10 protein-coding genes and 1 pseudogene are annotated in these 17314 nt (G+C 28.3%); all 11 read right to left on the bottom strand.

Features of this window, described 5'->3' with window-relative positions:
• Positions 1–216: 216 nt before the first annotated feature.
• Positions 217–1131 (bottom strand): UDP-N-acetylmuramate dehydrogenase, encoded by a 915-nt coding sequence (gene murB / locus Q1J60_RS01960; protein ID WP_300257758.1) that lies wholly within the window; start codon positions 1129–1131, stop codon positions 217–219.
• 148 nt (positions 1132–1279) lie between these two features.
• Positions 1280–3142 carry an excinuclease ABC subunit UvrC gene (gene uvrC, locus Q1J60_RS01955; RefSeq protein WP_300257755.1) on the bottom strand — a complete coding sequence of 621 codons (1863 nt, stop codon included), beginning with the start codon at positions 3140–3142 and terminating at the stop codon, positions 1280–1282.
• A 155-nt stretch (positions 3143–3297) separates the two neighbouring features.
• The gene (locus Q1J60_RS01950; RefSeq protein ID WP_300257752.1) at positions 3298–4761 is read right to left on the bottom strand and encodes a peptidoglycan D,D-transpeptidase FtsI family protein; all 1464 of its coding nucleotides are present in this window, start codon (positions 4759–4761) and stop codon (positions 3298–3300) included.
• Positions 4762–5991, bottom strand: coding sequence for an FtsW/RodA/SpoVE family cell cycle protein (locus Q1J60_RS01945; protein WP_300257749.1), 1230 nt, complete (start codon positions 5989–5991; stop codon positions 4762–4764).
• A gap of 13 nt (positions 5992–6004) precedes the next feature.
• Positions 6005–6439 (bottom strand): FHA domain-containing protein, encoded by a 435-nt coding sequence (locus tag Q1J60_RS01940; protein ID WP_003473867.1) that lies wholly within the window; start codon positions 6437–6439, stop codon positions 6005–6007.
• 315 nt (positions 6440–6754) lie between these two features.
• Entirely contained in the window at positions 6755–9574 is a 2820-nt protein-coding gene (uvrA, locus tag Q1J60_RS01935; protein ID WP_300257746.1) for an excinuclease ABC subunit UvrA, read from the bottom strand.
• Positions 9575–10390: 816 nt separating this feature from the next.
• Positions 10391–11845: an MATE family efflux transporter gene (locus Q1J60_RS01930; protein WP_300257743.1), complete on the bottom strand. Its 1455-nt coding sequence runs from the start codon at positions 11843–11845 to the stop codon at positions 10391–10393.
• Between the two features lie 130 nt (positions 11846–11975).
• On the bottom strand, positions 11976–12773 hold the full coding sequence (locus Q1J60_RS01925) for a dimethylarginine dimethylaminohydrolase family protein (RefSeq protein WP_300257740.1): 798 nt from the start codon (positions 12771–12773) through the stop codon (positions 11976–11978).
• A 221-nt stretch (positions 12774–12994) separates the two neighbouring features.
• Entirely contained in the window at positions 12995–15169 is a 2175-nt protein-coding gene (gene recQ, locus Q1J60_RS01920; protein ID WP_300257737.1) for a DNA helicase RecQ, read from the bottom strand.
• Between the two features lie 48 nt (positions 15170–15217).
• Positions 15218–15441: pseudogene (locus Q1J60_RS01915) on the bottom strand (methylated-DNA--[protein]-cysteine S-methyltransferase); the annotation flags it as partial.
• Between the two features lie 223 nt (positions 15442–15664).
• Complete coding sequence (locus Q1J60_RS01910) at positions 15665–17260, bottom strand: bifunctional aspartate transaminase/aspartate 4-decarboxylase (RefSeq protein WP_300257733.1); 1596 nt, start codon at positions 17258–17260, stop codon at positions 15665–15667.
• Positions 17261–17314: the final 54 nt, after the last annotated feature.

Below are 17314 nucleotides of genomic sequence, written 5' to 3'. Positions count from 1 at the left end.
TAATCTATTTAATAACTTCAAAACATAATAAATGCTTTAATCACTTAGTAATTAAAGCAAACAAACTAATTTCTTAAATAAATTATAACATAAAATAATTCAATTATTACTTATTTTATAATCGTCTAATTTTATATATTTTTCTATTTTCCACATAAGTAATTTTTATATTAAAAAATCACTAAAAAAGAGTATGCATACGCATACTCTTTCTCATTAATCTCTACCAATTATTCTCACTTCAGTATGAAGTTCAACATCAAAATTTTCTTTAACTGTTTTTTGAACATAAGCTATAACATCTAAAACATCCTTAGCTGTAGCTCCACCTTTGTTTATTACAAAACCTGAATGCTTTTCTGAAACAGCAGCTCCTCCAATTGAGAAACCTTTTAACCCTGAATCTTGAATAAGTTTTCCTGCAAAATATCCTTCTGGTCTCTTAAATGTACTACCTGCTGATGGATATTCTAAAGGTTGTTTACTCTCTCTTCTGTTTGTAAGATCATCAATCTTATCTTTTATACTAGCATACTCTCCGCTTTCTAGTTCAACTGTAGCCTCTATAACTACATATCCCTTTTTCATAACTATTGAACTTCTATAACCAAGCTCTAATTCTTCTTTAGTTAAATTTTTAATATTACAATTTTCATCAATTACTCTAGCTGATTTTATTACATATGCCATTTCTCCATCATAAGCTCCAGCATTCATAAATACTGCGCCTCCTATGCTTCCTGGTATTCCACATGCAAATTCAAAGCCTCTTAAGTTATTTTCTAAAGCAGCCTTTGATACATCTTTTAATAAAGCTCCACTTTGAGCCGTTACGCAATTTCCCTCTGTTATAATTTTATTTAACTTATTAAATTTAATTACAACTCCAGAAATGCCACCATCTTTAACTAAAATATTAGAGCCATTACCTAATATAAAATAAGGCACATTATATTCCCTACAAAGTTTTAAAGTATTAACTACTTGTTCTTCATTAACAGGAGTTACTAGTATATCTGCTGGTCCACCTACTCTAAAATAAATATGTTCGCTCATTGGAGAATCTACAGTAATATCTTCTTCATTATAAAATTCACCTAATAATTTATAAAACTCCATGTATTGATTCATACCCAAACTCCTCAATTTTAAATTTAATATCCTAATTTAATAGTATAAATTAATTCTTGACATATTTTCAATATTTAGTACAAACTTTTTTATTTTTCTATGATATAATATTATATATATTATTCTAAGTCAATTTCTGTTAATAAAATTAGCTTGAAAAATATTTTTTTATACTTTCTGCTGCTTTTCTATCTATTCCTGGCGTATCTAACAATTCCTCAATAGATGCCTTTTTAATATTATCTATACTTCCAAACTTTATAAGAAGATTTCTCCTTCTCTTTTCACCAATTCTAGGTATATCTTCTAATATAGAATGTAATGTTCTTTTATCTCTTAAGCTCCTATGATATGTTATTGCATATCTATGAACCTCATCTTGAATTCTAGTTATCATATTCATAAGCCCAGATCCCCTTCTAACAAGGATTTCCTCATTGTTGAATATAATACCCCTAGTTCTATGCTTATCGTCTTTAACAAGACCACACACAGGAATCTCTATACCAAAATCCTTTAGAACCTCTAAGGCTATATTTACTTGCCCTTTTCCTCCATCCATCATTATCAAGTCTGGAAAGATACAAAACTTACCCTTTGAGTATTCTAAATTTCTCTCTTTTATTTTATTTACTTCCTCTAATCCATGTGCAAATCTTCTACTTAATATTTCTCTCATGCTTTCATAATCATTAGGACCTTTAACACTTTTTATCTTAAATCTCCTATAATCTGAATTTTTAGCTTTTCCATTTTCAAATACTACCATAGTTCCCACTGAATCTACACCTTGTATATTTGATATGTCATAAGCCTCTATTCTAGAAGGCAAAGAATCCAATCCTAAAACATCAGCTAGTTCAGTTAAGGCAGATTTGTTTAACTCTTTTTCCTCAATCATTTTTTCTTTAAATTGATCAAGCATTATCTTAGCATTATTTTTAACCATATCTAAAAGATTCTTTTTATCCCCCTTCTTAGGGACTTTTATCCAAACCTTTGATCCTCTTTTTTCTGTAAGAAACTTTTCTATAAGCTCTTGATCTTCTATTTCCTCTGGTACATAAATAGTCTTTGGTATTTGTGCAGTTCCTCCATAAAAAGATGCTATGAATGAACTTATTACTTCTTTAACTGGATCATCACTAATATTTTCAATCATAAAGTGCTCTCTACCCGTAACTTTTCCTTCTCTAACAAAGAAAATTTGGGCACATCCATCTTTTTCATCAGTATATAAGTCTATAAAATCTTCATCGCCATCTTTTACAGTAAACATTTTTTGCTTTTCACTAATCAATTCTATAGCCAAAATTCTATCTCTAATTTTAGCTGCTTTTTCAAACTCTAATCCTTCTGCAGCTTTTTCCATTTCTAATTTTAATTTTTTTATTATTGATGTATCTGTACCATTTAAAATATTTATAATTTCATCTATCATTTCCCAGTACTCAGATTTAGATATATATCCAGCACAAGGCGCCTTACAGAGATTAATATGATAATTCAAACATGCCCTTGTAGGTTCTCCACCTTCCAAAATAGCCTTTTTACATGTTCTTAATGGAAATAATTTTTTAATAAGTCCCATAACTTCATAAACGGCTGTCCCATTAGTGTATGGACCAAAATATCTATTTCCATCCTTAGCAAAGTTTCTTGTAACGTAAACCCTTGGAAAATCCTCATTAGTAGTTATTTTTATAAAAGGATAAAACTTATCATCCTTTAAGGCTATGTTATATCTTGGGCTGTATTTCTTAATAAGATTACATTCTAAAATTAATGCTTCCATTTCAGAATCAGTAACTATGTACTCAAATTCAGCTATATTCTTAACCATAGCTCTAACTTTTTCAGAGTGATTCTTAGAGTTTTGAAAATATTGCCTTACTCTATTTTTTAATATTTTTGCTTTTCCTACATAAATAACTTCTCCAAGAGAATTTTTCATTATATAAACTCCTGGTTTATCAGGTAATATCTTCAATTGGTGTTGAAAATCAAACATCATTATCACCTCGCATCTTTTATTATAAAACTTATTTTCATAAATTAAATAACATTTATGTAAAATCACTATAAATTAATACGCCCTAACATACTATTTTAATAGTAATTTTAGGGCGATTATTTTTTTATTAAGTATTTAGTTATATTCTATAATTATTTATTAAAATATGCTTGCATTACTCTAGCTGTAACAGGCGCTGCCACCTTTGAACCTGAACCACCATTTTCAACTATTGTTGCAACAGCTATTTTAGGATCATCAGCTGGTGCAAAAGCTATTAACCATGCATGAGAATTTCCATCTGGAACCTGCGCTGTACCAGTTTTAGCTGCTACATTCATTCCTTTAAAATATCCCCAGTTATTATTTATTCTATCTTTTGTAACACCTTGCATATATTCATTTATTATTTGAGCTTGTTCTTTACTCATAACCGTATCTTTTTTAGTTGAGCTAAACTCTTTTACAGTATCTCCATCTTTATCAACAACTTTACTAACTATATAAGGTTCCATTCTAACTCCATTATTAGCCACTGTTGCTGCAACCATTGCCATCTCAAGTGGACTAGCTAAAACATCTCCTTGGCCTATAGCATCATAAGCTATAAGCCCTTTATCAGCTGTTTTTCTATTTGGAAAACTTCCAGAATAAGCTTTAAGATTTCCTAAATATAATTCTTTATTAAAGCCATACTTTTCTGCTGTTTCTCTTAAGTTTTTATTTCCAAGCTCTTCTCCAAGAATTCCTCCAAAAACTACGTTACTTGAAACTGATAAAGCTTTTCTTAAACTTATATTTCCATATGCAGTTCCATTCTCATTTGGTAAATCTTTTGTACCAACATTTATAGAACCATTATCATTGAAGGTTCTTTGAGTTACACCTGAAAGATTTTCTAAAGCAGATGTTAAAGTTACTACCTTAAATGTTGATCCTGGAGGATATTGTCCATTTAAAGCTCTATCTACTAATATAGCATCTTTAGAATTCCCATTAGGATTATTAGCAATTTCATATGTTTCTTTCATATTGTTAGGATTAAATCCTGGTTTTGAAACACTAGCTAAAACAGCCCCCGTCTTAGGATCTAATGCAACTACTGATCCTCTATTAGCTCCTAAGGCAGCATAAGCTGCCTTCTGTAAGCTGGTGTCTAAAGTTGTTACAATACTATTTCCTACTTTTTTGTCACTTTCATTTCTTTCCTTAAAATCTTTTTTGAAGTTAAATGATTTTAAGAAAGCTTTTAATGATACATTCTCATAAGTAGTTAACTCTTTTGAATATGCTCCTTCTAATCCTGCGTTTCCATATATTCCACTAGCATATCCAATTGGATGAGAATATATTTCTCCATAAGGATATTCTCTTTTTTGAGTCAAATCACCACTTTTAGTACTTTTAGCTAGAACATTTCCATCTCTATCTTTTATTTCTCCTCTTATGACCTCATTCTGAGCAGCCATAACAGCAGAGTTACTATCCATATTAGCAATCTTTGGCACTTTTATTAATTGGAAGTAAGTTATATAGCTTATAAGTCCTACTAATAGCACTAAATAGACGAACATAACTTTTTTTATACTTCCTGATAAATCTTTTTTCCTTGCCATCTATCTTAGTCCCTCCTCTGAAATTTTCTGAAGTATTCCTAAGGCGATGAACACTGTAAGCATAGATGTTCCACCATAACTAACTAAAGGTAGTGTTATACCTGTTAATGGTATTACTGCGAATACTCCTCCTATAATTACTAAAACTTGAGCAACTATAAGTGTACTAAATCCAACAGCATTTAATTGTGAAAATGGATCATCTGTATTTAATGCCGCTCTTATTCCTCTATAGAATAATAAGAAATATAATAATAGTAATCCTATGCCAAAGACAAGACCTAACTCTTGCGCTATTAATGTAAATATGAAGTCAGTAGATCTAAATGGTACTAATTTAGGATAACCATTATAAAGTCCAACTCCAAACATACCCCCTAAAGACATTGCATAAAATCCTTGAACTATCTGATAACTTTCATTATTAGCATATTTCCAAACATCTTTCCAAATCATTACTCTTTTTTTAACATGGCTAAACAAGAAATAACTTACTGTTCCACCTAATGAAAATAATGCTAATCCAGTAGCAACATACTTCCAATTACAAGTAGCTATATAAAGCATAGTTATAGATACAAAGAAGAACATTAAAGCTGATCCTAAGTCTTTTTGTAAAACCATAAACCCTAAAGAATACATTACAACTAATGCAGGCTCTAAAAGCTGTTTAAATTCATCTTTTATATTATTCTTTTTTTCATAATTCATCAAAGCGGATGCTAGATAAAGTATTAAAAATATTTTACCTATTTCAGAAGGCTGAAAACCAAAGCCACCTATGAAGACCCAGTTTTTTGCACCATTTACTGTTTTACCTATAACCATAGCCATAGCCATAAAAATTAAAGTACCACCCATATAAATATATTTATATTTTGCAAAACTTTTTAAATCTGGCATAACTATTACAATTCCCATATAAAGGGCTATTCCTAAACTAAACCAAACTAATTGCTTAATTGCTAATTTAGGATCTAATCTATAAAGAATCGCTATTCCAACTACAGCTAAAACCGATGCGAAGATAAGCATATACTTATCTCCATCTGGATAGAATTTTCTTATTATAAAATGTGAAAATCCAATAATAATTATTAATATACCTGCTATTATAAAAGCCATTTTGTCTATGGGTGTCTGCTTAACAGCTATATTTGTAAATAAGGCTAAGCATAAAAGATAGACTAATAGCAACATCCTTTTTTCATACTTTAAAGTAGTATTCATATTATCACCTCTTCTATCCTATAACCTTAAATACGGTGCTTCCCATTCTTATTTGATCATTTACTTTTAATCTTACTCTTCCCTCTACTTTTGAGTCATTTATAAATGTACCATTTGTACTTGCTAAATCTTCTAAATAAAAATCATTGTTTTTAACATAAATTTTAGCATGATATGATGATACAAACTGATCATTTAGCACAATTGAATTATCTTCTCTTCTTCCAATGGATATAGTGCTCGTCACTGGTATAACCGAGCCAATGCCTAAAGTTCCATTAGAGATTGTCTTTAAAACTTCTAATCCATGTGCTTTCTTTCCAGGGGCTTTCTTCTTTTTCCCGCCTTTAACATCTTTATACATTATCTTTAATGCATAATAAATTATGGAATACAGTATTACTATAAATATTATTCCAAAAACCCATGTCATTAGTTTCGAAAACATCACTTCACCTCTACATATTTTATATTTATTTTATATTTTACTTTATTTAATAACTTGATTATACAATAAAAGATTACAATTTCATAATCATAATTAAAACTCTTAACTATTATATCATCTAAAAAAGCGTAAATTATGATATTTATATTTTAATTTATATTTTCCTAAAATCATTTTAATTTTATAATCTTTAACTTAATCTAATATCTGTGAATAAAATATAGCTATCAGAATTTATAGCCATAAATTCTGATAGCTATTTAAAATAATCTATTCTTAAATAATATATTTACTTCTTAAAATTATATTCCTTTATTAAAGATATTTCTTTAAATATTTACCTGTATATGATTCTTCAACTCCAGCTATTTTTTCAGGAGTTCCTGTAGCAACAATAGTTCCACCTTTATCTCCACCTTCTGGCCCTAAGTCAACTATATAATCTGCACATTTAATCATGTCTAAATTATGCTCTATTACTATTACTGTATTTCCTCCATCAACTAATCTTTGAAGTATTTTTACAAGTCTATTTACATCATGTATATGAAGACCTGTTGTAGGTTCATCTAATATATATAATGTTTTTCCTGTGCTTCTCTTAGATAATTCATATGCTAATTTAATTCTTTGAGCCTCTCCACCTGATAATTGAGTTGAAGGTTGACCTAATCTTATATATCCTAAACCAACATCCATTAAGGTTTGTAGCTTATTTTTTATTCTTGGAATATTTTCAAAGAATTCTAAAGCTTCCTCAACAGTCATATTTAACACATCAGATATATTTTTTCCTTTATACTTAACTTCTAAAGTCTCTCTATTATATCTTTTTCCCTTACAAACTTCACATGGAACATAAACATCAGATAAAAACTGCATTTCTATCTTTATTATTCCATCTCCACTACAAGCCTCACATCTTCCTCCCTTTACATTGAAAGAAAATCTTCCTGGTTTATATCCTCTCATTTTAGCTTCTTGAGTTTGTGAAAACAGCTCTCTTATTATATCAAAGGTTCCAGTATATGTAGCTGGGTTACTTCTTGGAGTTCTTCCTATAGGACTTTGATCTATGTCAATAATCTTATCAATATTTTCATATCCTGTTATCTCTTTAAATTTACCTGGTAAATCCTTAGCTTTATTTACTATTTTATTTAATCCTTTATAAAGAATTTCATTAACTAAAGTACTCTTTCCTGATCCTGAAACTCCAGTAACCATGGTTAGAGTTCCTAAAGGGAATTTAGCAGTAACATTTTTTAAGTTATTTTCCTTAGCACCCTTAACTGTTATGAAATTTCCATTGCCTTTTCTTCTTTCCTCTGGAATCTCAACCTTTTTAGACCCAGTTAAATATTGCCCTGTTAATGAATTTTTATTTGACATTATTTCATCTAAAGTTCCAGCGGCAACTATTTCTCCACCATGTTCTCCTGCACCTGGGCCTATATCAACTATATAATCTGCTTCTCTCATAGTATCTTCATCATGCTCTACTACTATAAGGGTATTTCCCACATCCCTAAGCTGCTTTAATGTAGATATAAGTCTATCATTATCTCTTTGATGTAGACCTATTGAAGGTTCATCCAAAATGTATAATACTCCCATAAGTTGAGAACCTATTTGAGTAGCTAGTCTTATTCTTTGAGCTTCTCCACCTGATAAAGTTCCTGCTTTTCTAGCTAAATCTAAATAATCTAAACCAACATTTATTAAGAAACTTAATCTAGATTGAATTTCTTTTATGATTTGACTGCTTATTATCTTATCTTTTTCTGAGAAATTTATTGAGTTTATAAAATCTAACTCTTCTCTTATAGCCATTTTTGTAAATTCAAATATATTTTTTCCTCCTACAGTAACAGCTAAAGCCTCTGGTTTAAGCCTTGCTCCCTTACATTTAGGACATGGATTATCACTCATATATTTTTCTATTTCAGCCTTCATTGAATCTGAGTTAGTTTCCATATATCTTCTTCTTAAACTGTTTATTTCTCCTTCAAAGGAATGATTATAAACAGCTGTTACATTTTCTTTAGTATATGTAACCTTTAATTTTTCTGGTTCTCCATACATTAAAACCTCTTGAACCTTTTTAGGTAAATCTTTATATGGAGTATCTAAATCAAAGTTGTACTTTTCCATTAAAGCTTTAAGAACACAATAAGTCCAAGATTCTTCCTTCATCCTTGAGTCTCCCCAAGTAGAAATAGCTCCTCCTCTTATGCTTAAATCCTTATTAGGAACAACTAAATTCTCATCAATTTCCATTAAAGTTCCTAATCCATCACATCTTTCACATTTTCCAAAAGGTGAGTTAAATGAGAACATTCTTGGAGCAAGTTCATCTATACTTATACCACAATCAGCACAAGCAAAATGCTCGCTATAAAGCCTGTCTTCTTCCCCTATTATATTCACTAAAACTAATCCTTCAGCCATTTTAAGAGATGTTTCTATAGAATCTGTTAATCTTCCTTCAATTCCATCTTTAACAATTATTCTATCAACTACAGCTTCTATATTATGCTTTATATTCTTTTCAAGTTTTACTTCATCTTCTGTTAAATCATAAATTTCTCCATCTATTCTAGCTCTAACAAAACCCTGCTTCTTTATATTTTCAAGAACTTTTTCATGAGTTCCTTTTCTTCCTCTTATTATTGGAGCTAAGATCATTATTTTACTTCTATCTGGCAATTCCATAATTTGATCTACTATTTGATCCACAGATTGCTGAGTTATTTCTTTTCCACACTTAGGACAATGTGGAACTCCAACTCTAGCATATAACAATCTTAAATAATCATATATTTCTGTTACTGTACCTACAGTAGATCTTGGATTTCTGGAAGTTGTCTTTTGATCAATAGATATAGCAGGTGAAAGCCCTTCAATCGACTCCACATCTGGTTTATCCATTTGTCCTAAAAATTGTCTTGCATAAGATGATAAAGATTCCACATATCTTCTTTGTCCTTCTGCATAAATTGTATCAAAAGCTAGAGAACTTTTACCCGAACCTGAAAGTCCTGTAAAAACAATAAGCTTATCTCTAGGAATTTCTAAGCTTACATTTTTTAAATTATGTACTTTTGCTCCTTTTACTATTATCTTATCCTTCATAAAACTCTGCTACTAAAACTCTGGTCAAAGATATTCATATTAAAAAAATTCCTTCTCTATATAATCAGTTGTTGTATTAACTAATCTTCCATGAAGATTTTCTGCTTTCACTACTTACTTTTGAATATTTTGACTAGTAGCTTCTCCCTTCTATTTTATTTTTAAATTTTATATTTCCTTAAAAGTTTTGTATATTCTCTTTAATATCTATCTTACTTTTTGATTACTGTACTACTTATAAATGTTTAGTTTATAGTAATAACATTACGTAAATCTAAATAACTTCAAATATTATTATGCCTCTGAAATTAATGTATTATCTAAAAAGTCTACTTAATTTTCCACTCAAAATTATTTAAGTAATTTCACTATATTCTAACCCTTATCGCCCTCTTCAAAACCAAACATAAGTTCGTATAATAATATTTTAATTCTCTCTTATTTATATGTCAATTTGTTTTTTATAATATGAACCTATTCAATTAATAGGTGATTTAGAAGTAATATCTAAAATAAGATCAAAATATAATGTTAAAGCATTAAAATCTAGCCTTTGTATAACTATTCCCATAAAAGCTTTAAATTTAATAGCCTTTAAAGATCTTAATCTTCTTATGACATAACTAAAAACCTTTAAAACAAACTTGCAAAATGCTCTATAACAAGTTCCCTAGCTATTACCATCAACTTGAAAATAAACTTGCTAGTTATCTTTTAGCAATGAATAATAAAAATATAAAAAAAGGCTACACTCACTTAATATGAATGTAACCCACTTAAATAAATTAATATACTTTCTATTTTAAAATATTATTATCAACTTATTTCTATATCTTTAGTTAAATTAACTACCCAAACCTTTGATAAAACTCTAGGCAATCCAAAGATGGCTTTAACTATTTCTTCTGAATAAGTAAATAATACTAACATATATATTGGGAATTCATTTATTGCGCCAAAGAATGTTAATGGTATTGATACAAGCCACATACACCCAAACTCTAGTGCAAAGGCATACTTTGTATCTCCCCCACTTCTTAATATTCCTACAATCACCAGAATATTAAATGATTTTAGACCCATTAGAAGTCCCATTATCACAAAAATTTTACTTAAATCTCCAGCCATAGTTGAAGATGTACTATAAATTTTTAATAATATTGGAATACTTAATATTAACATTCCTCCTAAAATACTTCCCACAATAAAGACTATCTTAGAAAACTTATTAGCATAGCCTATAGCTCTATCAGTATTATCTGCACCAAGCTCATTTCCAAGCATAATAGCTGCTCCAGTAGCTATACACATAGCTAACATTATAAATAGATTAGCTGTACTAGTCGCAATCTGACTTGCTGCTATTGCTGATGTCCCAACCATTGCATAAGCTACAGAGTATGAAACTGATCCAATGGCCCAAGCAAAGTCATTTATAAATATAGGCATTCCCTTAGACATATATACTTTGAAAAAGTCTTTATTTATTCCTTTAATATCATTTATATTAAACTTAATTATATAATCTTTATCTTTTAAAATAACATATCCAACTAATAATAAACATTCTATTATTCTTGCAAATACTGTAGAGATAGATGCTCCTTTAACACCTAACTCTGGAAATATACCTATTCCAAATATTAAGCAATAATTAAATATAATATTTATAATAAGAGAAGCTCCACTACAAAACATACCTAACTTAGGATTTCTCACAGCCCTAGCCCCTGTACTTATTACCATGCTCAAAGCTGTTAAAGGATATGAAATAGCTATAATAACTAAATAATTTTTACAAAGTTCAACAACTTTTGAGTCAGTAGAAAAAATTCCTATTATAAGCTCTGGAAAGAAAAATGCTAAAACAAAGAATATAAAACTAAATCCTACACATAAAATAGTACTTAGTCCCATAACTTTCTTTATACTTTTTCTATCATTACTCCCATAAAATTGAGATATAAAAAGCCCTGTAGCTCCTGTTAAACCTATTAATCCCATGTTAAATAAGAAAAATACCTGATTAGCCACTCCAACAGCTGCTATTGATTCTTCACCTAAACTACTTATCATAACTGTGTCAATTACATTTACAGAAGTTGATATAAAGTTTTGAATTATTATTGGAATACATAAAACTAATAATACCTTATAAAATTCTCTATCTTTACCTACTAGCTTCTTTTTTAGAAATAAAGTTACTCCTAATATAATAAAAACTATAACAAAGAAATAAACTCCAAAATACATTGGTGAAAGTCCAAACAAAAAATCTCCCCCTAATTTATATATTTTGTTTTTTAAAAATTCATCTAATTTACCAAGAAATGATTAGATAAAAACACTATATCATAATAACATCATTTTTAATAAGAAATAAGTGCGAATAAATATAAAATTATTCAATATAAAAATATAAAGTGCTACATGTAAATCCTCCGCCAGCTTTTAATATTTCTGAATAATCTAAATAAAATACTTTAAAATCAGCATTTTTCAATATATTAAATACTGTTTTATTTGAAGTAACTATTCTCATTTCACCTAAGGATAATATATTAGTTCCTAGTTCCTCAGATGTCTTTTGATCAATGTTATAACAAGTTTTTATTCTTTTTTTAATTTTTTCTTTATCATATAAATAATTACTAATTATGCACTGATCTTTACCTAATATGTTAAAAACGCAATCTAGATGAAGCATTTTTTCCTTATTAAAATTTATTTCTACAATTTCATATCCCATATTATATTCATTTATATATTCTTTTAGTTCCTTAATTGCTTCTGAGGTAGTTCTTTTACTTAATCCTATAAAAATATAATTTTCGTATAATATTACATCTCCACCTTCTATGTTATTCTTCATCTTACATACTTTTAAGTTATAATTTTTTATGTACTTTTCTAAAGCTTTAGTCTCTTCTATTCTCTCTTTATTGCTAATCTTAGAAATAAATAATCTATCACCTATAACAAAACCTACATCCCTTGTAAAAACTTGATTCTCTCCATATATGGGGTCTAAAAATTGAACTTTAACCCCTTCTCTACTAATTAAATTTATAAATTCATTGTATTGTTCATACATTAAAGGGTAATTTATTTGTACATTACCCTTAACTTTAAAATTACAAGGATAACACATTATTGCAGTTTTAAGTTTTCCATATCCCTTATTATTACTTATTTCCATACTTTCACCTCATTTTATATAAAATCCTTATTTCTTATTATTTGAAAATTATTATTCATATATACCAGTAATTTATTCTTTCTAGGATTAAATAAAAAAATTCCACGAAAAATCCTTTGCAATCTTAACTGAATACCAAAACTCTTTTGCTATATTTAAATAAGGACTATGCCACTCTTGACATAGTCCCTATTAATTTCCATCTTAAACCTATATTAATATTATTCTTTTCTTAAATTATTTATAGTTAATTTAGTAACTATAAATCTTATTTTTTCATAGGAAACATCCTCTTCTAGATTTTCCTTAATAGGTTTTAGCTTACTATAACCAACCTTATCTATAGCATCTAAAACCAATTGTTCTTCTCTTTTTGAAAATAAGGAATCAAAATCTATCTCAAAGTCTATTTTATTTCCCTCTTCTAAATATTGCTGAATATGTGAAAGTACTGTAGTAATAGAAAGTTCTCGTTCTTTTGCAATAGTGTGAAACTTATCCCCTTCTCTAAGCATATCTATAGTAATTTCAAAGGATTTTTTCTTTCCGTTTTTACTATTACCTTTTTTAAACTTTTCTTCTAACTCATCCTTATTAATTTTTAATCCAGATTCCCACTTAACCTCAATATTGTTTAATTTAACATATTCCTTTATTACATTTAAGAACATTTCACCATATTTAAGTATTTTCTTTTCTCCAACACCACTTATTTCTGAAAGTTGACTCTCATTTAATGGTATTCTTACACTCATCTCTTTAAGTGTATTATCACCAAATACTATATATGGAGGTACCCCTTCTTCTAAAGCAATTTCTTTTCTTAAGCTTCTTAATAAATCAAATAATTCATTATTTTTAGATACTCTGTGAGCTTTTCTCTTTTCCTTAAACATAACTTTTTCATTACCCTTAAGAATATCTATTGAACTTTGATTAAGTCTAACTACAGGATATTCACCTATATAATCTATATATCTATGTGAAATTAGAGTGTTTATAAAGTCCTTAAGTCCCTCCTTAGAATAATCCTTCATTATGCCATAAGTACTTAGCTGATCTAATCCTAATTCAATTATTTTCTTATTTTTTGAAGCTCTTAAAACATCTATTATTACTCCTATTCCAAATGCTCTTTTCATTCTATAAACACATGAAATAACTTTCTGAGCATCTATTGTTTTATCAACTAATTCTCCTTCCATTTCACAATTACTACAATTATTGCAATCTTTCTCTAAATCTTCACCAAAATAATTGAGTATAAATCTTCTATAACATCCATTAGAATAAACCAAATCCATCATTGTTTGTAACTTACTTAGTTCATTTATCTTTCTTTCAGGATTTAAAGTTCCATTTTCTATTATATATTTCTGTGTCTGAACATCTCCTGGTGAAAAAATAAGGATACACTCTGATTTTTCTCCATCTCTTCCTGCTCTTCCTATCTCCTGATAATATCCTTCTATGTTTTTAGGCATATTATTGTGAATTACATATCTTATATTAGGCTTATCTATTCCCATTCCAAAAGCATTAGTAGCAACCATTACATTTACCTTATCAAAAACAAAATCCTCTTGATTCTCTTTTCTTTCAACATCAGAAAGTCCAGCATGATATTTTGTACAATTTATTCCTCTTGAATTTATAAGTTCACATAAAGAATCTACCTCTTTTCTAGTAGCACAATAAATAATTCCAGAAACATCTTTATTTTCTTTTAAATAATCTAATATATAATGAGCCTTATTAACTCCCTTTTCTATTATTATTTTTAGATTATCTCTATCAAATCCAGAAACAAAAACCTTTGGATTATTAAGCTCAAGTAATTTTACAATATCTTTTCTAACTTCCTCTGTTGCAGTTGCTGTAAAAGCTGAAACTACAGGCCTTTTTCTTAAAAGATTTATAAACCTTCCAATAAATTTATAACTACTTCTAAAATCATGTCCCCATTGAGAAACGCAATGAGCCTCATCAACAGCCACTTGTGAAATATCTATATTAGAAACTAAATTTAAAAATTCCATAGACTCAAGTCTTTCAGGTGCTACATATAATATTTTTATATGTCCATCTTTAACACTTTTAAATATATTATTTATCTCTTCATTACTAAGAGTTGAATTTATATATGCTGACTCTATTCCAATACTATTTATGGAATCAACTTGGTCTTTCATAAGAGAAATAAGTGGTGAAATTACAACTGTAACTCCCTCTAAAATCAAAGCTGGAATTTGATAACAGATTGATTTTCCTCCGCCAGTTGGCATTATAGCTACAACATCATTTCCATTTATAATCTCATTTATTATATTTTCTTGTCCTTTTCTAAACTCACTATATCCGTAAAAACTTTTTAAAATCTCTTTCACTCTACTCAATATTTCTATCCCTCCAATTTATAAGCCACCAAAATTATTTAATAAGTACTACTTATTTTCATGCTCTAAATTAAGTAAATATTCCTTTTTACTTAATCCACCACCATATCCTGTTAACTATCCGTCTTTTCCTATAACTCTATGACAAGGAATTATTATAGAAATAGGATTTTTATTGTTTGCTTCTCCTACTCTGCTCTAACAGCCTTTGGATTTCATATTTTCTCATCTATCTCCTTATATGAAACTGTCTTTCCATAGGGAATATCTCTATTATCAATATTTATATATGCATTTATTATCTCTAAACCAATAGTATTAGACTAAATATATAAATTAATTATACTATATATTTTTTACATAAGTTTTTATATATTCCACTAATAATAATTGTTATAAACATAAATCTAATCATTTTAAATAACACTTTTAATCCAAAACTTCTAAAATAGAAAAAAGACAAACTTAGAAAGCTTGCCTTTTTTTCTATATAACTTATTCTATACTATTTTGTGATTTATATTGATTATAGTATTCAGATAACAACTCTAAAACTTGTTTTGCTATTTTCTTATATGCCTCATCTGGCAAATTAGCTTCAGATACACGCAATATTCCTGGTGCTGTTCCAAAACCTACCCCTTCCATTAATACTACCCCATTTATCTCTGCTAAACGTAATAAAAAATCAATAGTTTCAAAGTTATCCTTTAAGTATTCCTTAAACTCATCATCATATAAATCGCCAGCTAACTTGTAAATATCTATTAACGAATAGTATTTAGCATTTTCTCTACTATCATCTTCTTTAATTCCTAATGTATAGCATAAATCATGATATCTCTCTCTTACTAATTTTTTAGAACTTTCAATATATGGATCCATTCCTTTAGTAATCAATGAAGTTAAAGCAAATAAAGCCATTTGAATTTGTTGAGGTGTTGATAAGCCTGAAGTATGATAAAGCCCAACTGAACGACTATCTGCAACAATTCTATCAATAAATTTAAACTTTCTTGGTTCAAAAGTTACAAGACCATATCTTTTATCTAAATCTTGTAATTTTTCTTCTGGTAATTTACTTATTAACTCATCAAAAACATTATTTTCATTAGCAGCTATTAATCCTAATCTCCATCCTGTTACACCATATAATTTAGAGAATGAATAAACCAATAATGTATTATAAGGTGCTACTGAATATATAGTCTTAAAATTTTCAACAAATGTTCCATAAACATCATCAGTTATTATCATTAAATCCTTACGTTCTTTAACTATATCAGCTATGTGATTTAAAACCTCTTCACTTAAAGCTTTAGAAGCTGGATTTGAAGGATTTACAAAAAATAAAGCTTTAATATCTCTATCTCTTAATTTATCTAATTCTGAATCCTCTATAACCCAATCATTTTCTTCCTTTGAAATTAAATCTACTTCAACCATTTCATAGTCTTTTAATTCTGGTATTTGTAAGTATGGTGTAAATATTGGAGTGTTTATAGCAATCCTATCTCCAACTTTTATTAGTCCATTTTCTTTTAATGAATTAAATATGTAACATATAGCTGCTGTTCCACCTTCTGTTGGAAATATATTAGTTTCCTTAGCTAGTTTTACCCCTCCAAAAAGTTCTTTTTCTAAATATAGTTTTAAAATCTTTTCTGTATTAACTAAACATCTATTGGGAACTGGATAATCATTTCCAATTGCTCCATCTACAAATTCCTTAACTAATTCATCCTTATTAACACTCAAAGTTTTAATGCTGTAATCTATAGCATCACATAAAAATTTATCTACTTCATGACTACTATCTAAGAAATTAATTAATCTTTCATATATACCCTCTAAATTTGTATACCCAGCTAAATTTCCATTATGTATAGTTCTTCTAGATTCAAAGACACCAAATTCTACTATTCTACTTAATGCTAGTCTTCCTTGAGTATTTATCCAGTTAGGATTTCCTCTTCCTGCATTCAAAAATGCATTGTGTTTTTCATTATTTTTAGCTAACTTTAACATCTTACTACTAATTTCAAAAGCTCCTAATCCTTCTAGCTTTTTTTCAAAATCTTTTTTTATCATGAATAATCACTCCTTATAGTAAATTATCCCCAAATGGTTTATATATTTATTTTA

The sequence above is a fragment of the Clostridium sp. genome (genome assembly GCF_029258205.1).
Taxonomy (GTDB): Bacteria; Bacillota; Clostridia; order Clostridiales; family Clostridiaceae; genus Sarcina.
Note: the sequence above shows the minus strand (reverse complement) of the source record. Positions and strands in the feature narration are given on the sequence as shown.

Coding starts and splice junctions, on each gene's coding strand:
- murB (WP_300257758.1), bottom strand. CDS start 1,131: ATGAATCAATACATGGAGTTTTATAAATTATTAGGTGAATTTTATAAT.
- uvrC (WP_300257755.1), bottom strand. CDS start 3,142: ATGTTTGATTTTCAACACCAATTGAAGATATTACCTGATAAACCAGGA.
- Q1J60_RS01950 (WP_300257752.1), bottom strand. CDS start 4,761: ATGGCAAGGAAAAAAGATTTATCAGGAAGTATAAAAAAAGTTATGTTC.
- Q1J60_RS01945 (WP_300257749.1), bottom strand. CDS start 5,991: ATGAATACTACTTTAAAGTATGAAAAAAGGATGTTGCTATTAGTCTAT.
- Q1J60_RS01940 (WP_003473867.1), bottom strand. CDS start 6,439: ATGTTTTCGAAACTAATGACATGGGTTTTTGGAATAATATTTATAGTA.
- uvrA (WP_300257746.1), bottom strand. CDS start 9,574: ATGAAGGATAAGATAATAGTAAAAGGAGCAAAAGTACATAATTTAAAA.
- Q1J60_RS01925 (WP_300257740.1), bottom strand. CDS start 12,773: ATGGAAATAAGTAATAATAAGGGATATGGAAAACTTAAAACTGCAATA.
- Q1J60_RS01910 (WP_300257733.1), bottom strand. CDS start 17,260: ATGATAAAAAAAGATTTTGAAAAAAAGCTAGAAGGATTAGGAGCTTTT.